Source organism: Serratia sp. AKBS12, from assembly GCF_024793895.1.
GTDB lineage: Bacteria > Pseudomonadota > Gammaproteobacteria > Enterobacterales > Enterobacteriaceae > Serratia_F.
In genome coordinates this window covers 215,746-237,270 of sequence record NZ_JANUSB010000009.1, presented here as the reverse complement: position 1 = coordinate 237,270, position 21,525 = coordinate 215,746, and the positions used below count along the sequence as shown (strand labels likewise).

At 57.3% G+C, this 21,525-nt stretch carries 18 protein-coding genes and 1 tRNA gene; 7 read left to right on the top strand and 12 right to left on the bottom strand.

Going from position 1 to position 21,525, the window contains the following annotated elements:
- Positions 1-34: 34 nt before the first annotated feature.
- Positions 35-2,872, bottom strand: a complete 2,838-nt coding sequence (gene glnE, locus NYE85_RS07460) for a bifunctional [glutamate--ammonia ligase]-adenylyl-L-tyrosine phosphorylase/[glutamate--ammonia-ligase] adenylyltransferase (RefSeq protein ID WP_259004066.1) — start codon at positions 2,870-2,872, stop codon at positions 35-37.
- A 46-nt stretch (positions 2,873-2,918) separates the two neighbouring features.
- Entirely contained in the window at positions 2,919-4,226 is a 1,308-nt protein-coding gene (locus NYE85_RS07455) for an inorganic triphosphatase (protein ID WP_259004065.1), read from the bottom strand.
- A gap of 277 nt (positions 4,227-4,503) precedes the next feature.
- On the opposite strand from NYE85_RS07455, the gene NYE85_RS07450 reads away from it, so the two are divergent.
- On the top strand, positions 4,504-5,124 hold the full coding sequence (locus NYE85_RS07450; RefSeq protein ID WP_259004064.1) for a TIGR04211 family SH3 domain-containing protein: 621 nt from the start codon (positions 4,504-4,506) through the stop codon (positions 5,122-5,124).
- Between the two features lie 98 nt (positions 5,125-5,222).
- Here the strand turns inward: NYE85_RS07450 and malI are convergent, their stop codons facing one another.
- Positions 5,223-6,239, bottom strand: a complete 1,017-nt coding sequence (gene malI / locus NYE85_RS07445) for a Mal regulon transcriptional regulator MalI (RefSeq protein ID WP_259004063.1) — start codon at positions 6,237-6,239, stop codon at positions 5,223-5,225.
- Positions 6,240-6,337: 98 nt separating this feature from the next.
- A complete protein-coding gene (locus NYE85_RS07440) occupies positions 6,338-7,837 on the bottom strand; it encodes a PTS transporter subunit EIIC (RefSeq protein ID WP_259004062.1) in 1,500 nt (499 codons plus the stop codon).
- Positions 7,838-8,107: 270 nt separating this feature from the next.
- Here NYE85_RS07440 and NYE85_RS07435 point away from each other — a divergent pair, with 270 nt between their 5' ends.
- On the top strand, positions 8,108-9,352 hold the full coding sequence (locus NYE85_RS07435) for a multifunctional CCA addition/repair protein (RefSeq protein ID WP_259004061.1): 1,245 nt from the start codon (positions 8,108-8,110) through the stop codon (positions 9,350-9,352).
- Between the two features lie 42 nt (positions 9,353-9,394).
- Here the strand turns inward: NYE85_RS07435 and bacA are convergent, their stop codons facing one another.
- Both bacA and folB read right to left on the bottom strand, forming a co-directional pair.
- Complete coding sequence (bacA, locus tag NYE85_RS07430) at positions 9,395-10,219, bottom strand: undecaprenyl-diphosphate phosphatase (protein WP_259004060.1); 825 nt, start codon at positions 10,217-10,219, stop codon at positions 9,395-9,397.
- Positions 10,220-10,348: 129 nt separating this feature from the next.
- Positions 10,349-10,708, bottom strand: a complete 360-nt coding sequence (gene folB / locus NYE85_RS07425; RefSeq protein WP_259004059.1) for a bifunctional dihydroneopterin aldolase/7,8-dihydroneopterin epimerase — start codon at positions 10,706-10,708, stop codon at positions 10,349-10,351.
- A gap of 107 nt (positions 10,709-10,815) precedes the next feature.
- Here folB and plsY point away from each other — a divergent pair, with 107 nt between their 5' ends.
- Entirely contained in the window at positions 10,816-11,469 is a 654-nt protein-coding gene (gene plsY, locus NYE85_RS07420) for a glycerol-3-phosphate 1-O-acyltransferase PlsY (protein WP_259004058.1), read from the top strand.
- Between the two features lie 42 nt (positions 11,470-11,511).
- On the opposite strand, the gene tsaD is transcribed toward plsY, so the two are convergent.
- A complete protein-coding gene (gene tsaD, locus NYE85_RS07415; protein WP_259004057.1) occupies positions 11,512-12,525 on the bottom strand; it encodes a tRNA (adenosine(37)-N6)-threonylcarbamoyltransferase complex transferase subunit TsaD in 1,014 nt (337 codons plus the stop codon).
- Positions 12,526-12,873: 348 nt separating this feature from the next.
- Here tsaD and rpsU point away from each other — a divergent pair, with 348 nt between their 5' ends.
- From rpsU to rpoD, 3 genes are all read left to right on the top strand, one after another.
- Complete coding sequence (gene rpsU, locus NYE85_RS07410) at positions 12,874-13,089, top strand: 30S ribosomal protein S21 (protein WP_001144069.1); 216 nt, start codon at positions 12,874-12,876, stop codon at positions 13,087-13,089.
- A gap of 135 nt (positions 13,090-13,224) precedes the next feature.
- Positions 13,225-14,973 carry a DNA primase gene (dnaG, locus tag NYE85_RS07405; RefSeq protein ID WP_259004056.1) on the top strand — a complete coding sequence of 583 codons (1,749 nt, stop codon included), beginning with the start codon at positions 13,225-13,227 and terminating at the stop codon, positions 14,971-14,973.
- A 276-nt stretch (positions 14,974-15,249) separates the two neighbouring features.
- Complete coding sequence (rpoD, locus tag NYE85_RS07400) at positions 15,250-17,085, top strand: RNA polymerase sigma factor RpoD (RefSeq protein ID WP_259004055.1); 1,836 nt, start codon at positions 15,250-15,252, stop codon at positions 17,083-17,085.
- A gap of 47 nt (positions 17,086-17,132) precedes the next feature.
- On the opposite strand, the gene mug is transcribed toward rpoD, so the two are convergent.
- Positions 17,133-17,636: a G/U mismatch-specific DNA glycosylase gene (mug, locus tag NYE85_RS07395; RefSeq protein WP_259004054.1), complete on the bottom strand. Its 504-nt coding sequence runs from the start codon at positions 17,634-17,636 to the stop codon at positions 17,133-17,135.
- 143 nt (positions 17,637-17,779) lie between these two features.
- On the opposite strand from mug, the gene NYE85_RS07390 reads away from it, so the two are divergent.
- A tRNA-Ile gene (locus NYE85_RS07390) sits at positions 17,780-17,855 on the top strand.
- Positions 17,856-18,052: 197 nt separating this feature from the next.
- Here NYE85_RS07390 and NYE85_RS07385 read toward each other — a convergent pair.
- Genes NYE85_RS07385 through NYE85_RS07370 form a run of 4 tightly spaced genes read right to left on the bottom strand, consistent with a single transcriptional unit; the run spans position 18,053 to position 21,523 of the window.
- Positions 18,053-19,231, bottom strand: coding sequence for a cupin (locus NYE85_RS07385; protein ID WP_259004053.1), 1,179 nt, complete (start codon positions 19,229-19,231; stop codon positions 18,053-18,055).
- Between the two features lie 11 nt (positions 19,232-19,242).
- Positions 19,243-20,034 (bottom strand): HpcH/HpaI aldolase/citrate lyase family protein, encoded by a 792-nt coding sequence (locus NYE85_RS07380; protein ID WP_259004052.1) that lies wholly within the window; start codon positions 20,032-20,034, stop codon positions 19,243-19,245.
- Positions 20,025-20,762 (bottom strand): alpha/beta fold hydrolase, encoded by a 738-nt coding sequence (locus tag NYE85_RS07375; protein ID WP_259004051.1) that lies wholly within the window; start codon positions 20,760-20,762, stop codon positions 20,025-20,027. Before NYE85_RS07375 ends, NYE85_RS07380 begins: the two co-directional genes overlap by 10 nt.
- Positions 20,759-21,523, bottom strand: a complete 765-nt coding sequence (locus tag NYE85_RS07370; RefSeq protein ID WP_259004050.1) for an SDR family NAD(P)-dependent oxidoreductase — start codon at positions 21,521-21,523, stop codon at positions 20,759-20,761. The genes NYE85_RS07375 and NYE85_RS07370 overlap by 4 nt, the downstream gene beginning before the upstream one ends.
- Positions 21,524-21,525 lie beyond the last annotated feature (2 nt).

The following is a 21,525-nucleotide window of genomic DNA, read 5'->3' as shown; positions in this document are numbered from 1 at the left end:
ACAGACGCCGTTGATACCAGCAAAAACGTGTTGTCTAGCCCAGCCATTGGCTCCAGCTGGCACGCACCTGCGCCCGCTCGGCAGTGAACAGTTCACTGCTGACTTTGCCGGAGTGCTCCTGCAACGCCAGGTGATGAATTTCATCGCGCATGGTGACATAGGCGCGGGTCAAGGCTCGCGCTTCGTCTTCCGACATGATGCCGTAATTGGCCATCAGCTCGAAAATCCGCACGTTATCGGACCAGCGCGTCAGGCGCGGTTCGTCGGCGGCATAGCGTAAGACCAGATACTGGGCGATAAATTCGATATCCGTTATGCCGCCTTCATCCGCTTTGATATCAAACAGCTCGCGCTGCTTGTTACCGAGGTGATTACGCATTTTTTCGCGCATGTCGCGCACTTCCTGCTGCAACGTTGCGCCAACGCGCGCCTTGCAAAGGATCTGGCTGCGGATTTGGTCGAAGCGTTGATGCAGTGCCGGATCGCCATACACGATACGCGCCCGCACCAATGCCTGGTGTTCCCAGGTCCAGGCTTCGTTCTGCTGATAATCGGCAAAGGCCTCAACGGTACTGACCAGCATGCCGGCCGCGCCGGATGGCCGCAGACGCGCGTCAACCTCATACAAAATACCGGACGAGGTTCGAGTGCTGAACAGATGCATTACGCGCTGTGCCAGACGCAGATAGAACTGGCGACCGTCAATGCAACGATCGCCGTCGGTCATCACATCGGGCGGGCAATCCAGCAGGAACACCAGATCGAGATCCGAACTGTAGCCCAGTTCCCACCCGCCCAGCTTACCGTAACCAATCACCGCGAACCCGCGCCCTTGGCGCTCCAGCAAGTGGGTCGGCTGGCCATAGCGTGCCACCATGTCGTTCCACGCCTGTTGTACCACGGCGTCGATGATCGCCTCAGCCAGATAGGTTAAGTGGTCGCTCACTTTCATCACCGGCAGCGCTTCGGCAATATCGCCGGCGGCAATGCGCAATAGTTGCGCCTGTTTGAACTGCCGCAGCGCCTCCAACCGCTGTTCTTCGTCATCCTCCGGAACCCGCAGCAGATACTGGCGCAGCTCGCTGCGATAGGCATCAGGGGCTACCGGTTGGTAGAGCGTCGACGGGTCAAGCAGTTCATCAAGCAATAGCGGGTAGCGCGCCAATTGGCTGGCCACCATCGGTGACGCCGCACACAGGCGAATCAAATGGCTGAGCGCCGCCTGATATTCCACCAGCAGCTCCAGATAGGTGGTGCGGGTGACGATGCTCAATAACAGTTGCGTCAGGCGCACCAACGCGGTCGGCGCGTCATTGCGCTGGCAGACTGCCGCCAGCAAACGCGGCATCAGTTGATCCAGCACGTCGCGCCCGCGCGGCCCGATGGTGCGCTTGTCCACATCGTGACGGAATTCGGCGATGGTGCGTAGCATCATGCCGCGCTCCTCGTCGTCCAGATGCGGCGTTAACGGCGCGATCTCCTGCTGCTCCAGGGCATCCTGCCACAGGCTGTGATAATGCTGATAATGGGGATCTTCGCCGATATCGGGACTGTCGTCGCCAATAAGCCAATCAAATACCGCCCTGACCGCCTGCATATGGTGGTCCAGGTGCTGCAACAAGGTGGGCCAGTCGGCAACGCCCATCCCCCAGGCCAGCCGCGCCTGATCGAGCGCATCCTGTGGCAGGGTCTGGGTTTGCTGATCGGCTATCGCCTGCAACAGGTTTTCCAGGCGACGCAGGAACAGATAGCCGTCGCTCAGTTGCTCCACCTGCTCGGGCGGTAACAGCCCCAGTTCGCCCACCGCCTGTAACGTCGGCAGCAGCGCCCGTCCCTGCAATGCTGGCTCGCGCCCGCCACGGATCAATTGGAACACCTGGGTGATAAATTCGATTTCGCGAATGCCGCCGGCCCCCAGCTTGATGTTGTCCTTCAGCCCGCGTCGCCGCACTTCACGCGCAATCATGCCCTTCATGTTGCGCAGCGACTGGATCACACTGAAATCGATGTAACGACGGAACACGAACGGCCGCAACATTTTGCGCAGCTCCTGGCTGTAAGCATCGTCAAAACCGCCCATCAGACGCGCCTTGACCATGGCGTAACGCTCCCAATCACGCCCCTGTTCCTGATAATAGTCTTCCAGCGCGGCAAAGCTCATCACCAGCGGGCCGCTGTCGCCAAACGGCCGCAGGCGCATGTCGACCCGATAGACAAAGCCGTCGATGGTTTGCTGATCCAGCGCCTTGATCAGCCGCTGGCCGAGGCGCGTAAAGAATTGGGCGTTATCCAGCTGGCGCCGGCCGCCTTCGGTCTGGCCATTTTCCGGGTAGGCAAAAATCAGATCGATATCCGAAGAAAAGTTCAGTTCGCCGCCGCCCAGTTTACCCATACCGAGGATCAGCAACGGCTGCGGTACGCCTTCGCCATTGCACGGCGTGCCCCATTCGCGACAGCAGGTTTGATACAGCCAGTCGCGCGCGCTGACGATCAGCGTTTCCGCCAATGCGCTCAGCTGGCGCAAGGTCTGTTCGGTGCTGCAACGGTTTTGCGCCTGCGCCCAGGCGATGCGCACCAGGGTTTCCCGCCGGAACAGGCGCAGAGTGCGCATCAGCGCCGCTTCATCATGTACTTCTTCCAGCAGGTCTTGCAGCCAGGCGGTGTAATGCTGGCATTCGTCCGGCAGCGGCGGCTGCCTGCGCAAGGTTTCCAGCCATGCCGGATGGCTGAGCAGCATATCGCTGATAAAATCGCTCGACGCCAGGATCTGTTGTTCATGTGCGCCAAGGGTAAATTCTGCGCCCTGGATAGCATGGAAACGCTCAACGATCTGCTGCGCCTGGGCCTGCAAGAGGGCTGGAAGTGGCAACATAATGAATGCCTCTGACGGTGGCCTGCGATCGGCAGGCCAAAAGTAATTAACGAACCGCGCCGTTTAACCAGAATGGCGCATGGGATAACGCATTTTTGCGGCAACCTTCATACCACCCCTGACGACGTTCGGCCACTGCCGCCTGCAGTTCGCGCCAAGCGGTGATGTATGGCTCGCTCTCGCTATCTGGATAGGCGCCGGACAGTAAGGCAAACGCCGCCAGCTGACGCGTCAGGCGCGGCAATTGTTCCTGATATTCATCGTCGTTCAGGCTGCGGTTAAACGCCTCTTTCAACTCTGCCGCGCTGCGCCCCAGCATGATGTCACAGAAGCGCTTGAACGATCCCTCAAGTCTGGTGCGGGCCTTGGCATCAACAAAGGCGCGCCATGCACCGGTCACCAGCCACGATGTGAGCGCCAACTTACATTGAAGATACTCGACGCCGAAACACAACGCCTGCGCTTCGATGCTGCTGTCCTCCAACAACGGCTCCAGTGCGGTCAGCCGACTACGCAGTTCGGCACTCGCCTTACGCGGCACCAGACCGCCAAACACCACCAATATCTGACGTATCAGGGTAATGGCCTCGATAACGCCCTGTCGCGCTTTCACGTCGCCGCGCAGCCACAGTTCCTCGTGATATTGCCAGTGGCGCAGCGCCAGTTCAAAACCGGCAATCATTCCCTGCTCAACGCTGGACTTTGGCGGCATTTTCAAGATGCTCAACGGCCGCCGCTGGCGCTCGGGGTTGCCCTGCGCCAGATGATAACCGCGCGCAGCCTTGCTCAGGCTCCCCTGACGCAGGCCGCCGTGCTGCGCCAGTTCCGCAGCCAGTTTCAACACGTCGGCGGTATCACCCTGCTTGAGCTCCAGTTCGACCTCGCACAGCGGTTCCACCAGCTCGCCAGCGCGCACCTCTCCTTGATCGAGGCCAACCTCAATCAGGCTGTTATCGTAAGTGATCACCCACTTCTCCCGCACAAAGTCGGTACGAAACAGCGGCTGCAATCGTTGCTGCAGCGCGTGCACATCACAGCCCTGCGGCCAGATTTCTGCCGGGAATTGCGCCAGTGCCAGTTCCGGCGCGGCGATCGCCACGTTATATTCCGGCCGCTGATGCAAACCAGCGACTACCGAGCCGGCAGTTTTGATGGTCATCTCAAAGCGTTCGTCGAAACCCCGGATGCGCAACCCCATGTCATGGCGGCGCAAAAAATTGTCGTCGGTTTCAAAGTAAATATTGGTCAGACGCTGCGGCGCAGAATGCTGATGCGGCCATGCCGCCAACTGCGCTGGCAATGCGGCCACCGCGGCGGGAGTAGCAATAAATTTCAGTTCGATTTCAACGGTCATAAGTCTTTTACACCAATAAGTTACACGTTCGCGAAACGCTTCGTGGCAATGCGCCGGCAAAACGGCATTGCCGGCAACCGCACAGTGACGATTATCTTACCGCGATTCCCGGCGGCTGAACCCTGTTGAATGCAGAAAAAACCTGTTACGCAATAAAATGGCGCACAACTCACAGAATCAGCCACAGTAAGATAGTTCTCATTCCGGTTTTGGCGTTGCGTCGTCAGACTGAAGCCTCTACTATCGTTCCATAAATTCACACAGAAACGATGAACTAATGCAGAAATTACGCCTAATTTGCCTCGCCGTGCTGAGTCTCAGCATCACTTGGGGCGCACATGCCGAAGATAAGCGCTATATCTCCGATGAATTGAATACTTACGTGCACAGCGGCCCAGGTAATCAATACCGTATTGTCGGCACGTTGAACGCCGGCGACGAAGTCACGCTGTTAAGTGTGAATGACAGTACCAAATATGGCCAGATTCGCGATGCCAAAGGCCGCAGCGTGTGGATCCCGCTCGACCAGCTCAGCGAAACCCCCAGCCTGCGCACCCGAGTGCCGGAGCTGGAACAGCAGGTGAAAACCCTCACCGACAAGCTGGCGAACATCGACAACAGCTGGAATCAGCGCACGGCGGAAATGCAGCAGAAAGTGGCCGCCAGTGATGGCACCATCAGCGGATTGCAGCAGGAAAATCAGGCGCTGAAAAATCAGTTGGTCGTGGCGCAGAAAAAAGTCAACGCAGTTAATCTGCAACTCGACGACAAGCAGCGTACCATTATCCTGCAATGGTTCATGTACGGCGGCGGCGTAGCCGGTATCGGTCTGTTGCTTGGCCTGCTGTTGCCACACCTGATCCCACGCCGCAAAAACAACAATCGCTGGATGAACTGAGTTCAATCAGCGTGACTGCCTGCGGGCTCATGCCGATCGGTTAACGCCGCTCGGCATTTTTTATGTGCGCCTGCGCCAACGGGGATGGCTGGCAGCGGTTATGCCGAGTCGCGCTGCACCAGTTGGCCTGAAATGACAATCCGCTGTGCCGCCAATGACGGTTCGCCGATCTTTTTAAGCATCAGCGCGGCAGCCTGACGGCCGGTTTCATCGCTGGCGGAAGAAACGTAGGTAAATGAAGGGGATGTCAGGTTAATGTGCAGCATATCCTCAAAACCGACCAGCGAGACTTGCTGCGTCAGGAAGACGTCCTTGCCAATGGTGCGCCCCACCTGCTGCACGCCGCTGATACAGCCGATAATTGCCGCGGCGGAATGGCAGAGCACTGCGGTAATTTTATTGCTGTTTTCCAATAAGTTGCGGATTGCCGTTGCCGCCGACTGGGTATTTTCTTCACCGCATGGCGCCCAGTCGTCCCGAAACGGCAAGTCATACTGCTGCAGCGCGCTGCGGTAACCCAACAGCCGTTCCTGCCGCAACAGGCACTGCGCATCACCGCCCAGATAGGCGATGTTGCGATGGCCGCGCTCAATCAGATAACGCGTTGCCCGACTGGCAGCATGGCGATTGTCGCGCTCAATCAGGTCGCGATCGCCGTCTAGCAAGGATTCGGAAACCACCACCAGCGGCAGCGTGCATTGCACAATCGCCTGCGGCAACTGGCGGGAAAAAGGATTGGCAGACAGATAAATCACCCCCGCCACCCCCTGCTGGGCAAACGAGGTCAGACATTGGCGGAGCTGCTTTTCGTCGTCCTGCGGCTGGCCCAGAAACACCATAAACCCCTGCTGTTCCAACTCACGCACGATGCTTGCCATTACGCTGATGGAAAACGCGTCGCTGAAGTTGCGGATGATGACGCCAATCAGATTGGACGTATTGGCCCGCAGATTGGCCGCCGCCACATTATGGACATAACCCAGCTGTTCAATGGCAGCCTGCACTTTTTCTTTGGTGGCGTCTGAAATCTTGCCTTTGCGCCGTAAAACCAAAGAAACGGTGGATACCGAGACGCCAGCCAGCTGCGCTACATCGATAATGTTAACTTTTTTCATCCTGACTCGAGCACTCCGACACCGTTGCTGAAGACTGACATCATAAAGCCTCGCCGTTTGATACAGGAGGCTTTATTTTCATTGCGTTGACAGCATAACTACTTGCCGGTGAGGGTCGCCATGGTTTGCGCGATAAACTGTGCGCGCGCCCCGAAAATCACCTGAACACCCTGTTCGCCGACAAACACCACGCCACGGGCACCAACGGCATTCAGGCCATCCTTGTCAACCCGGTCGCCCTGTTTAACCTCCAGCCGCAGGCGGGTAATGCAAGAACCGACCGAGCGGATATTTTCTACGCCGCCAACCAGGGCAATAATCTCGGTCGCCAGTTCGCGATCGGTTTTATCGTTAACCTCGGACACCACGTCGGTTCTACCCGGCGTTTTGACATTGAAACGACGGATCACAAAGCGGAAGGTGAAGTAATAGATCAGCGCCATTGGCACTCCGACAATCACCGCGCTAAGGAAGTTGGTCTGATAACCGTTGAACGACGGCAGGATGCCGAACGAGATGTAGTCAATCATCCCGGCGGAGAAGGATTTGGCGATATGCGCATGCAGCAGGTACATGCACATGTATGCCAGCCCCGCCATAATGGCGTTAAACACGTAAAGGATTGGCGCGACAAAGATAAAGGTGAACTCCACCGGTTCGGTGATGCCGGTCAGGAAGCAGGTCAGCGCCGCTGAGAACAGAATGCCGGAGGCGATTTTCTTGTTCTTGCTGTTGGCTTCATGGTACATCGCCAGACAGGCCGCCGGCAGCGCGAACAGCATCAATGGGAACTCGCCCTGCATGAATTTACCTGCGTTCTGGTAACTGTCGCTGCTGAAGGTCTTTACGCCTTCCGCCAACATTTTAAACCAGATGGTCTGATCGCCATGAATAACCTGGCCGGTTTGCGTGGTGTAATCGCCGAATGAATACCAGAACGACGGATACCAGATATGATGCAAACCCAACGGAATCAACGCTCGCTCCGTCATGCCGAAGATAAAAGTGGATAGCGCCTGATTGTCACCGTTGACCACCAGCGACAGCGCATCGATCGCCGATTGGATATATTGCCAAACCCAAGGCAACACCATACCGAGCAGGAAGGACAGGAATGCGGTGGCGATGGCGACAAAGCGTTTTCCCGAGAAAAAACCAAGAAATTCTGGCAGCTGTAACGTGTGGAAGCGGTTATAACACCAGGCGGCCAGAATACCGCAGATCAACCCGCCGAATACGCCCATCTGTAACGTTGGGATCCCCACCACCATGGCGTATTTACCGCCGCTGGCGGCCATTTCCGGCGTTATATGCAGCAGCGTGCCAATGGTGACGTTCACGATAAATACCGCGACGGCGGCAGACAGCGCCGCAATGCCGGACTCGGCCGCCAACCCGACCGCCGAGCCGATGGCAAACAACAGCGGCAGATTGTCAAAAATCACCCCGCCAGCGTTCATCATCAACGACAAATGGAATTTATCGCCAAACGCCAGTAGTAAACCGGCGGCCGGCAACAGTGAAATTGGCAGCATCAGCGCCCGGCCAATCATTGAGAGTTTTGATAACGATTTGATAAAACTGGATACCATACCCATTGCTGTTCCCCCTGTCTTACGTTGTTGCACTGACACCTTGATGGCGATTCTTGTAGTAAGTAGAACGTTATACTAGAACGTTCTACTCATAGTGAAACAACTGCTGTACGGCGGCAATGGGAAAGTGGAGCCCGACGGCAGGGAATAACAATATTTTGAAGTCACGCAGCGGAGACCCTATTAACTACGCGGGTTTTTGATCCAGCAGTCCATCAGCAATTCATGTAATCTGATAGACAGAGCCTTATTGCAGAATTCGGGAGTATGACAGTGAAAACTTATCTGGTCGGCGGCGCAGTACGCGATCGCCTTCTCAAGATACCGGTCTTCGATCACGATTGGGTGGTGGTCGGCGCCACGCCAGAAGAATTATTGGCACTGGGCTACCAACAGGTCGGCAGGGACTTTCCGGTATTCCTCAACCCCACCACGCACGAAGAATATGCGCTGGCACGCACCGAACGGAAATCCGGCCAGGGTTATACCGGCTTTGTCTGCCATGCCGCGCCGGATGTGACGCTGGAAGAGGATTTACTGCGCCGCGATCTGACCATCAATGCCATCGCGCAAACCACCGACGGCGAACTGGTTGACCCCTATCACGGCGTCGACGATCTCAATGCGCGCGTATTGCGCCACGTTTCACCTGCGTTTGGCGAAGATCCGCTGCGCGTGCTGCGCGTCGCGCGTTTTGCCGCCCGCTTCGCCCATCTCGGTTTCACCATCGCACCGGAAACTGCCGCCCTGATGCGTCAAATGACCGACGGCGGCGAACTGTCGGCCCTCACCGCCGAACGGGTGTGGAAAGAGACCGAAAAAGCCCTGCAAAGCGACAATCCGCAGGTGTACTTCCAGGTGCTGCGCGATTGCCACGCGCTGCAGGTGCTGTTCCCGGAAATCGATGCGCTGTTTGGCGTACCGGCCCCCGAAAAATGGCACCCGGAAATCGATACCGGTGTGCATACGCTGATGACGCTGGCTATTGCCGCGCGGCTCAGCCCGGAGATAGACGTACGCTTCGCCGCGCTGTGTCACGATCTTGGCAAGGGACTAACGCCAAAGGAATACTGGCCGCATCACCATGGCCACGGGCCGGCGGGAGTTCGTCTGGTGGAGCAGCTGTGCCAACGGTTGCGGGTGCCAAACCCGATCCGCGATCTGAGCAGACTGGTGGCTGAATACCACGATCTGATCCACACTGCGAACAAACTGCGGCCGGAAACCCTGTTGAAACTGTTCGATGCGATTGACGTATGGCGCAAGCCACAGCGGCTGGAGCAGATGATCCTTACCAGCGAGGCCGATGCGCGCGGTCGTACCGGTTTTGAAGAAAATCCCTATCCACAAGGCGATTACCTGCGCGCAGCCTATCGAGTCGCCCAGGGTGTGGCAGTAAAAGAGGTGGTTGACAGCGGCTTCCAGGGGCTGGCAATCCGCGATGAGGTAAAGCGACGCCGTCAACAGGCGTTGGCGCAATGGAAACGCGCACAGAATGGCGAAGCGCCACAGGCGTAAAAAAACCCCGCCTTGGCGGGGTCTGGTTTTTCTGGCCGCGGATTACATGAATACCATGTAGACCACCGCCGCTACGATAAAGCGATAAATGGCAAACGGAATGAACGAGATACGTTTGATCAACGTCAGGAAGGTTTTAATCGCTATCAGCGCCACCACAAAGGCGGTGATAAAACCGACCGCGAACATCGGCAAATCGGCCAGCGTCAGGAAGTGCAGGCTCTTGTACAAGTCCAGACCGCTGGCACCGATCATCATCGGCACGGCCAGAATGAAGGAAAACTCGGACGCGGCATAACGGCTGACACCCACCAGCATCCCGCCGGAAATGGTCGAGCCGGAGCGTGAAAAGCCCGGCCACAGCGCCAGACACTGGAAGCAGCCGATCATGAATGCCTGACGATAGGTGATATCGTCCAGACCAACCGCTCGCGGTTTTTTCGGTTTCAGCCACTCTGCGGCCAACAGCAGGAAACCACCGACAATCAGCGCGTACATGACGTTTTTCGGTTCAAACAGCGACTTGATCACGTCGTGGAACACCAACCCCAGCACCACCGCCGGCACCATCGCCAACAGGATATGACTGAGTTTCAGCCGCCCCGCCGTATGGCCTTCATGTGCGACCGGCTTGCCGCCGAAGTGGATGCCGATCAAACCAAACAGCCGGCGCCAGAACATCACCACCACTGCCAGAATCGAGCCGAGCTGAATAATTACTTCAAACGTCTTGGCCTTGTCACCGGTAAAACCCAGCCACTCGCCGACGATAATCATATGGCCGGTTGATGATACCGGCAGGAACTCCGTTAACCCTTCCACCACACCAAGTACAAATGCCACAAACAGTGAATGCATGTCCGCCATGTGCGCGCTTACCCCGTAATCTTCCGCTATAAACATAAAAAAGCGGCAGTGTTCAATACATTGCCGCTAAAACAATTCTGTGTTTCAGACCAAACTATCGATCTTTAGTTGCCTCAGCATGACAGTTAATCAAGCCGGACGCGTGCCACGTTCTATGATCACCCCAACGCGGCTGGCATGGGCAACTGCCCCCGGCTTGCTGACCTTAATACGGACCCACGGCGATTTAAAGCGTTGCAACAACATTTCGGATATTTCCTCCGCGACCCGTTCGACCAAAGCAAAGCGCCCGGATTCAACGTGTTGAACCACCGCGTCGCTGATATCGGCATAGCTCAGGCAGTCATTGACGTCATCGCTGGCGGCGGCTCGGCGGTTGTCCCAGCCCATTTCGATATCGAACACCAGTTTCTGGCGAATAGTCTGTTCCCAGTCATAAACGCCAATGGTGGTGATTACGGTAAGTTGTTCAATAAATACGATATCCATCACGTCATTCTCTGTTTTTGGCCTTGCCGGATACCACTTCCAGCGGAATATGCGTATTATCCATAGATGTTGCGAGTAAAACGACCATTATTAAACGGAACCGCGTTATGAGTGCTACCGCGCTTGGCATGATTATCTTCGCGTATCTGTGTGGCTCAATTTCCAGCGCGATCCTGGTTTGCCGGATCGCCAGGCTGCCCGATCCGCGTGAACATGGCTCAGGGAATCCCGGAGCAACCAACGTCCTGCGTATCGGCGGTCGCCTTGCGGCGGCGGCGGTGCTGATTTTTGACGTGCTGAAAGGGATGCTGCCTGTCTGGCTGGCCTACGAACTGAATGTACCGCCGCTGTATCTCGGCCTGACGGCGATCGCCGCCTGTCTTGGCCACATCTATCCGCTATTTTTCCACTTTCGTGGTGGCAAGGGTGTCGCCACGGCGTTCGGTGCCATAGCACCCATTGGCTGGGACCTGACCGGACTGATGACCGGCACCTGGCTGCTGACGGTGCTGCTCAGTGGTTATTCCTCGCTGGGGGCGATTGTCAGCGCACTGATTGCGCCGTTTTACGTCTGGTGGTTCAAACCCCAGTTCACCTTCCCGGTGGCGATGCTGTCATGTCTGATCCTGATGCGCCATCACGATAATATTCAGCGCCTGTGGCGTGGTCAGGAAGGGAAAATCTGGGGCAGGTTTCGCAAGAAGAAGCAGGATGCCACCGAAGTGGCAGCACAAGACATAGAGTCGGAAGACGATAAATAGAAAGCGTCAGGGGCGGATTATCGCCGGCCCTGACGTTTGCCGTTATACCGCCGGCAGCTCGGCCAGTGGCCAGCGTGGGCGAACCGAAACGCTCAATGCGGGGTTGGCACCGCTTTGCAGCCGCACCATCCCCGCATAGGCAATCATCGCGCCGTTATCGGTACAAAATTCCGGGCGGGCATAGAACACCTCTCCGCCGCGCTTGTGCATCATTTCCGCCAGTTTGGCGCGCAGCGTACGATTGGCGCTAACGCCGCCGGCCATCACCAGCCGCTTGAAGCCGGTCTGTTCCAAGGCGCGCTTGCACTTGATGGCCAACGTATCCACCACCGCATCTTCAAAGGCGCGGGCGATATCGGCCCGGGTTTGATCGTCATCACCGTTGGAGCGGATGGTATTGGCTGCAAAGGTCTTCAACCCCGAGAAACTGAAATCCAGCCCCGGGCGATCGGTCATCGGCCGCGGGAAAGTGAAACGCCCCGCGGTGCCCTGTTGTGCCATTTTCGACAGCATCGGCCCGCCGGGATAGTCCAGCCCCAGCAATTTGGCGGTCTTGTCGAACGCCTCGCCGGCTGCGTCGTCGATCGACTCTCCCAGCAGCGCGTACTCACCGATGCCGGTCACGGCGATCAACTGGGTATGGCCGCCGGAAACCAGTAGCGCGACAAACGGAAAGGCCGGCGGGTTATCCTCCAGCATCGGCGCCAGCAGGTGGCCTTCCATATGGTGCACCGGCACCGCAGGTACGTTCCAGGCAAACGCCAGTGCGCGACCAATGGTTGCCCCAACCAGCAATGCGCCTACCAGGCCAGGCCCGGCGGTGTAGGCCACGCCGTCGATGTCGGCAGCGGTCAGATTGGCTTCTTTTAAAGCCGCCTGGATCAGAGGCACGGTTTTCCGCACGTGATCGCGTGAGGCCAGCTCCGGCACTACCCCGCCGTAGTCTGCATGCAGCTTCACCTGGCTGTACAATTGATTGGCTAACAAACCGGCGTGTTCGTCATAAACTGCAATTCCGGTTTCATCGCAGGACGTTTCTATACCCAGTACTCGCATTACCGTTCCCATCATTCACGTGCGGCCGCCAGTTTAGCATAAACCGCGTCATTTACCGCCAGCCGCGCGCAGTTTGCCGCCACCTGCCAACTATGTCGATGATTCCAGAAACAAATGTGCCAATGATTAAAAACGAGCAATTTTTTCTGATTAGTCTATAATCAGCGGCCGACGCAAAATTGCGCCATAATTGCTGAAGTGGCGTTCGGAATGGCGCACGGTGCGGTCGGGTTTCTCTTTGACTTGGTGCTTTACAAAGCAGCACCCATTGGAGTAAAATTCCGCACCATTTTGAAAAGGCTGGCGCTTGGCCAGCAGCAAACCGAATTCTATTGAGGTGAGAGGCACATGCCGGTAATTAAAGTACGTGAAAACGAGCCATTTGACGTTGCTCTGCGTCGTTTCAAGCGTTCCTGCGAAAAAGCAGGTGTTTTAGCTGAAGTTCGTCGTCGTGAGTTCTATGAAAAACCGACTACCGAACGTAAACGCGCTAAAGCTTCTGCTGTGAAACGTCACGCGAAGAAACTGGCTCGCGAAAACGCACGCCGCACTCGTCTGTATTAATCCTTCGGGGGTAACCCCGCCGCGTGATTTTTTCTTTTTCAAGAACACGCAGACCGAGTAGTTGCATACGAAGGCCGTGCTTTCCGAAAGGAATGCGCGGCTTGTTCTCGTTTATAGGCAGTCGAACCGGGGCTTATGGCTGGACGAATTCCGCGTGTATTTATCAATGACTTGCTGGCGCGCACCGACATCGTCGATCTGATCGACGCACGGGTGAAGCTCAAGAAGCAAGGCAAGAACTACCACGCGTGCTGCCCGTTCCACCACGAAAAAACGCCTTCATTTACCGTTAATGGCGAAAAACAGTTCTATCACTGTTTTGGGTGTGGTGCACACGGCAACGCCGTCGATTTCCTGATGAATTACGACAGGCTGGAGTTTGTCGAAACCATCGAGGAACTGGCAACCATGCACGGGCTGGAAGTGCCTTACGAGGCAGGCACCGGACCGACCCAGATCGAACGCCATCAGCGGCAAAGTCTTTATCAACTGATAGAACAGCTCAGCACGTTCTATCAACAGTCAATGCATCAATCCAATGGCAAGCAGGCGCGCGATTACCTGCAACGGCGCGGGTTGAGCGACGACGTTATCCGTCACTTTGCCATCGGCTTCGCACCCGCCGGCTGGGATAACGCCTTGAAACGTTTTGGTCGCGATCCCGACAGCCGGGCGGCATTGAACGATGCCGGCATGCTGGTGACTAACGATCAAGGCCGAATGTACGATCGTTTCCGCGAGCGCATTATGTTCCCGATCCGCGACAAGCGCGGGCGCGTGATCGCCTTTGGCGGCCGTGTACTGGGTGACGGTATGCCAAAATACCTGAACTCGCCGGAAACCGAAGTATTCCACAAGGGCCGCCAGTTATACGGCCTGTATGAAGCACAGCAGAGCCATCCGACCCTACAGCGTTTGCTGGTGGTGGAAGGTTATATGGACGTGGTGGCGTTGGCGCAGTTCGGCATCGATTATGCCGTCGCCTCGCTTGGAACCTCGACAACGGCTGACCATATCCAGCTGCTGTTCCGCGCCACCGATAACGTGGTCTGCTGTTATGACGGCGACCGTGCCGGCCGAGAAGCGGCCTGGCGTGCGCTGGAAACCGCATTGCCCTACCTCAATGATGGGCGGCAGTTACGGTTCATGTTTTTGCCCGACGGTGAAGACCCGGACACATTGATACGCAAAGAAGGTAAACAGGCGTTCGAACAGCGGATGGAGCAGGCACAGCCGCTTTCCACCTTCCTGTTTGAAACCCTGATGCCGCAGGTTGATCTGAGCAGTCCCGACGGCCGTGCCAAGCTGAGCACGTTGGCGCTGCCGCTGATCACCCAGGTGCCCGGCGAAACGCTGCGTTTGTATCTGCGTCAACAGCTTGGCAGCAAGCTGGGACTGCTGGACGACAGCCAGCTCGACAAACTGATGCCCAAGCAGGCGGAAAATGGCAATAGTTATCAGCCTCCCCAGCTAAAACGCACAACCATGCGTATACTGATAGGATTACTGGTACAGAATCCGCACTTGGCCACGCTGGTACCGGCGCTGGAAGGGCTGGAGCAGACCAGGCAGCCAGGACTGCCGCTGTTTGTCGAACTGGTGCAAACCTGCCTGTCGCAGCCGGGCCTGACTACCGGGCAGCTGTTAGAGCTGTATCGCGACAACAAATTCAGCCAGCAGCTTGAAACTCTGGCTACGTGGAACCATATGATCATTGAGGATATGGTTGAACAAACATTTTTAGATACGCTGGCCAGCCTGTATGACTCGGTGCTCGAGCAGCGGTTGGAAACGTTGATTGCCCAGGCAAGAACGCACGGCCTGAGCCCGGAAGAGCGAGAAGAAGTCCGCTCGCTCAATCAAGTGTTAGCAAAGAAAAACTGAATCTGGACAACATTATTTGCGTTTCAGGCGGGCGAAAAACGTACGCTCTCCGGTGAATTGACTACAGTCAGTGACTCGGGACAGGAAAAGCGCCCTCTCCTGCAACGTGAAGCATGAAGCATACAAACGGCTTAAGTGCCGATAAAAGCGAGGGCAAAGCCCTGCAAGATGCCGCTACAGTGGGCCGCGGCTATAACAAATACGCCCCAAATGCTATTGTTGGCGGTTTCGCCGACCGACACCAACCCAAATACTCTGAAGTGTGGATACCGTCTTATGGAGCAAAACCCGCAGTCACAGCTGAAGCTACTTGTCACCCGTGGTAAGGAGCAAGGCTATCTGACCTATGCTGAGGTCAATGACCATCTGCCGGAAGATATCGTCGACTCCGATCAGATCGAAGACATCATCCAGATGATTAATGACATGGGCATCCAGGTGATGGAAGAAGCACCGGACGCCGATGACCTGTTGCTTGCTGAAAATTCGAACAGCACCGACGAAGACGCAGAAGAAGCCGCCGCTCAGGTACTGTCCAGCGTTGAGTCCGAGATTGGCCGCACCACTGACCCGGTTCGCATGTACATGCGTGAAATGGGTACCGTTGAACTGCTGACGCGCGAAGGCGAAATCGACATCGCCAAACGCATTGAAGACGGTATCAATCAGGTGCAGTGTTCGGTCGCTGAATACCCGGAAGCCATTACCTATCTGCTGGAGCAGTACGATCGCGTCGAAGCGGGCGAATCTCGCCTGTCCGATCTGATCACCGGCTTTGTCGATCCGAACGCGGAAGAGGACATCGCTCCTACCGCAACGCACATCGGTTCTGAGCTGTCGACCGAAGAACAAAGCGACGACGACGAAGAAGACGAAGACGACGACGCCGAAGACGACAACAGCATCGATCCGGAACTGGCACGCCAGAAATTCACCGAGTTGCGCGAGCAGTACGAAGCGACCCGTCAGGTCATCAAGACCAACGGCCGCAGCCACGCCAGAGCAGCCGAAGAAATTCTGAAGCTGTCCGACGTGTTCAAGCAGTTCCGCCTGGTGCCGAAGCAGTTCGACTTCCTGGTCAACAGCATGCGTACCATGATGGATCGCGTCCGTACCCAGGAACGCATCATCATGAAGCTGTGCGTTGAGCAGTGCAAAATGCCGAAGAAAAACTTCGTCACGCTGTTCGCCGGTAATGAAACCAGTAATTCCTGGTTCGAAGCGGCGTTGGCGATGGCCAAGCCCTGGTCCGAAAAACTGAAAGATGTAGCAGAAGACGTGCAGCGCAGCCTGCAAAAACTGCGGCAGATTGAAGAAGAGACCGGCCTGACCATCGAACAGGTGAAAGACATCAACCGTCGCATGTCGATCGGCGAAGCGAAAGCCCGCCGCGCGAAGAAAGAAATGGTTGAAGCGAACTTGCGTCTGGTTATTTCCATCGCCAAGAAATACACCAACCGCGGTCTGCAGTTCCTGGATCTGATTCAGGAAGGCAACATCGGTCTGATGAAAGCCGTCGACAAGTTCGAATACCGCCGCGGCTATAAGTTTTCGACCTATGCCACCTGGTGGATCCGTCAGGCCATCACCCGTTCCATCGCCGATCAGGCGCGCACCATCCGTATTCCGGTGCATATGATTGAGACTATCAACAAGCTCAACCGTATTTCGCGTCAGATGCTGCAAGAAATGGGTCGTGAGCCAACGCCGGAAGAGCTGGCAGAACGCATGCTGATGCCGGAAGACAAAATCCGCAAGGTGCTGAAAATCGCCAAAGAGCCGATCTCCATGGAAACGCCGATTGGTGATGACGAAGATTCACATCTGGGCGATTTCATCGAGGATACCACCCTCGAGCTGCCACTGGATTCCGCCACATCGGAAAGCCTGCGCTCCGCCACGCACGACGTGCTGGCTGGCCTGACCGCCCGTGAAGCGAAAGTGCTGCGCATGCGTTTCGGTATCGATATGAACACTGACCACACGCTGGAAGAAGTGGGCAAACAGTTCGACGTCACCCGTGAACGTATTCGCCAGATCGAAGCGAAGGCGTTGCGCAAACTGCGCCACCCAAGCCGTTCTGAAGTACTGCGCAGCTTCCTGGACGACTAATTCAGGTTATCTCTGCCGTACAAAAAACCCCGGCCTGCCGGGGTTTTTTATTGCCCTGTTTTCAGCGCCAGCGCCAGTTCGCGGTAGCTTGCGATCAGTTGCTCCAGCGTCGCCCGATTCAATCCGCTGGGGTTGGGCAATACCCACACCTCGGTTTTGCCTATCATTGTCGGCTGCCGCCCCCAGCCAACCTTGCGAATACCGAATGCGCTGCTGAATGCCTGCTTGCCAAGGATAGCCAAAGCCTGCGGCTGGTAACGCAGGATTTTTTCTTTTAACGCCTCGCCGCCGTTACGCAGCTCGTCACGCTCCAGCTCGCTGGCCGCTACCGTCGGGCGCTCCACCAGCATGGTGATGCCGCAACCGGTATCAAGCAAATGCTGCTCTTCCTCCGGTGCCAGCTGCCGTGCGGTAAACCCCGCCTGATGAATAACCTTCCAAAAACGATTGTTGGCATTGGCAAAATGGTAACCGTGATGCGCGGTGGAAAGGCCGGGATTAATGCCGCAAAACACCACCCGTAAGTTGTCTGCCAGAATATCCGTGATCATCATGCCTCCCGTTGACGTCGCTTAACGCAGTTATCGCAAAATCCACCAGCAAATACAACATGCTAGAACTGCGCAGAAAAACATCATCCAGATGACTAGCAGTAGACCTGTCCCTCGAACTTACCGTATAATCTCGCCCGCATGGCCCCTTAGCTCAGTGGTTAGAGCAGGCGACTCATAATCGCTTGGTCGCTGGTTCAAACCCAGCAGGGGCCACCAAATAAAACAAGGAGTTAGATGAGCAATCATCTAACTCCTTTTACGTTTTATCGCCGCCGGGACAGGTAACCTTGCCCCCAGCCCTTAACTCCCTGTAACAGCCCCTGAACGGCACTTCGCCACGATACCAGCTCTCTTTTCTCACGGTAATTGCTGCGGCGACCAGCCGTTGATTGGTCACCGGCGCCGCGCCTGGCTTATTCCCCCTCTCCAGCCAACTGCTCCATTCTGGCGCCTGCCCGTCGCGCGGTAACCGGCAGGATATCCAGTTTGCTGACATAACCGTCGGGATCAAGACCGCGATTATGAGCCTTGGCCTGCTGCAAAATGTCGGCATCCCAGTAGACGCGCTTACGCTGATCGCCCTGCGTGGTGAGAATAAACTCCGCCTGACTGCCCAGCGCGCGATAACGCCGCCAGCTGTTGGCCGGGACTGACACCACCGAACGTTCCGGCGCGACGATGCTGACTTCCTCCCCTTCCTGATTCCAGACAATCTCAAGCGTGCCTTTAAACACCATAATGACCTGAATATCCGGACACAGGTGGCGACCAACCTGATGTTCCTCCCTCAGGCGCAGCCACTCGACGGAAAACCCGTGCGGCTGGGTAATCGGCGGCAGCGAGTGACGATCCTGCGAAATGCCATAGCCAATTACCGGGGCAACTTCCCCGCCGTGGCCCGGCAGTATGGCGTCAAGCAAGCCTTCTGAAGACCAGTTGCGCTCTTCGCCAGTCACGGCCCGCTGTCGCATCTGTGCAACGGAGTAATCGCGTAGGGCCGCGATCTCGTCTGGCGGTAACGGTGCCAACCGGGCCGACGGCTCCGGCAGCGCATCACCCGCGTTAACGTCGATCAGCATATTGTCTTTGCTCAGATACAGCCCATACTCGCTGGCGGCCGCCAGTATCGACGGGTGCCAGATGATCCCACCGGTGTTATTCCCCCCCAGCACGGTATACACCATGCCACAGGTATCCTGTTTGCTGACGTTGGTGAAGCCGCGGAAAATCCAGGTTGGCATGGTGAGAATAGCCGGAGCGCTGAACTCCGCCTCGTGCTCTCCGTTTGCTCCCCAACGGAAGCGCCATGTCCCCTCGTGAATTAAAAACACCTCGGCGGTAAAGTGCAGATGCAGGTTGTTGGTGACGCCTTTTGGCATCGCAGCCGCGCCGATGTTAAATCCGTGCGGCTCGGGAATATTCACCACCTGCGCCGACGACTGGGTTACGCCAGGGCCGATAAACGAGTAGTTCTGCTTGAGGTGTGACCCCGGCAGCTTGCAGTCGATAAAGGCCAGATTGCAGGAAACCATATCTTCCGGCGCCACTAAGCGGCTGCGGGCCTGAGCGGGGGTTAAGGTAATTGCTTGCATATCAGCTCCTGTTAATAACCGGATGCGCCGGCGGTGGGGATCGCGTTGCCGCGGGCCAGTGCAATCGCTTCGCGCGATGCGCGGCCCAATTGCATAACGTCGTTTGCGGGAGTCACCAGATTGAATCCCTGGGCGATGCGGCTGGCTGCCGCAGCACCGGAGGTGCAGAAAATACCGGCGATCTTTTGCTGCTGGCGACAGCGGCTGACCACCCTCTCAATCGCGGCGAGCATCTCCGGATGCGTGGATTCGGCGCTGGCGGTGCCCGTCAGCGTCAGGGAAAGATCGTTCGGACCAATAAAGACCCCGTCCAACCCATCGGTATTGAGGATCTCGTCGATATTGCCAAGCCCTTCGCGGGTTTCAATCATTGCCAGAGTGAGGATTTCGCGATTGGCATGCTGTGGATAGTCAGGCCCGCCGTAGAGCAGGCCACGCGCCGGGCCGAAGGAGCGAATGCCCGCTGGCGGGTATCGACAGGCCGAGACGAAGCGACGCGCCTGCTCCGGCGTAGAAATCATCGGGCAAATCACGCCGTAGGCACCGGCGTCCAGTACCCGCATGATCTGTGCAGGCGTGTCGTCGGTCACCCGTACCAGCGGTACCGCAGGGGTGGCGGAGAGCGCCTGTAGCATTGTGAGGGCGCTGGCAAAGTCGATCATGCCGTGCTGCAAATCGACCGTTACGGCATCAAAGCCCTGATGTCCGACAATTTCGGCGCTGTAGCTGGAGGGTATGGCCAGCCAGCCGTTGATTATCGGGCGGTTTTCTGCCAATGCTGTTTTCAGCGTATTTATTCGCATTTCAATGACTCCATAATCCACTGTCGTAGCGGGGCAGCGGCGCGATCCGCCGCTTCGAGGACAAAAAAGTGTCCCGCTGATTTGAGGGTGATCCAGGTCGCGCCGGGTGCGCTTGCCGCCGCCAACTGGTGATGTTGCGGCGTACAGATGACATCGTGTTCACCGTTAAGGATCAGCGTCGGGCAGCTAAGCGCGCTTAACGCATCGCGGTTATCACTGCGGCTAATGGCAATCTCGGTCTGCCCGGCAAAGGTTGCGCCATCCGTTTCCTGGGCCATCAGGCACAGGGTGTCGTGCAGCGTTCGGTTACCGAGGTTGGCCGGTGCCACGTACTTGCTCCACAGCGTTGAAGAGAGCCAGGCGCCGTGTCCCTGTGCACCGGCCGCCTGTACCGCCGCCCGCCGAACGGCGGCGTTCTCCGGGTTATCGGCCAGCGGGTTGACCGACAGCAGCGCCAGCCCCGCCAACCGTTCAGGCGCATCGGCGGCCAACTGTAGCGCGACGATGGCTCCGAGGGAGAAACCGGCCAGCAGAAAGCGCGACGGCAGCACCTTTAACAACTGCCGGCAGAACGCCTGCGCCGATGCGGCGTTGGCTACCGTCAGGCAGGTAACCGCCGAAACGTTAAGGCGTTCAATCAGCGGTAGCCACAGCCGGGCGTTGCAAAGCGTGCCACCGAGCAGCACCAGCGGCGTATCGCCGTTGTCAATAAAGGCAGAAGGGGTCATGTTGCAGTCCAGCCTCCGTCCACCATCAGCGCACTGCCAGTGATCATCGCCGCCGCGTCACTGGCGAGGAACACCACCGGCCCCATGATGTCCTCCACTTTGCCAAGGCGCGGCAGCTTGATGTTGCTCATTACGAAGCGGTGAAAATCCGGATCGCGCAGCGAGTGGCGCGTCAGCTCGGTTTCGATAAAGGTCGGACACAGGGTGTTGACCCGGATCCCCGCCTCGCCAAGCTCCAGCGCCATGGTGCGCGTCAGCCCTTCGAGGGCGAATTTCGACGCGCAGTAAACGCTGCGCTGTGGGCCACCGACGTGACCCATCTGCGATGAGATGTGAATGATGGAACCGGCGATCCCCTGCTCACGCATGCGCCGCGCCGTCAGTTGGCTAATGAAAAAGGTGGCCCGCAGGTTGAGCGCCATGACTGCGTCAAAGTTGGCTTCGCTGACCTCCAGAAACGGCTGGTGGCGAGCCAGCCCGGCGCTATTGACCAGAATATCCAGAGCTGGCAACTGACTGAGGGCTTCCTCCACCCGCTGCGTCTGCGTGATGTCCAGCGCCAGCGGATGCAGCACCAGAGCCTCGGTGGCGGCAAGTTCAACCGCCCTGGCAAGTTCGTCGCCATTGCGGGCGGCGATCCATACCTGCGCCCCGGCCCGGGCAAGCGCGATCGCACAGGCAAAGCCCAGGCCCCTGGAACCGCCGGTTACCAGCGCCCGCCTGCCGTTGAGGGAAAACGCGGGCGTATGCGGAAGCGTCATGG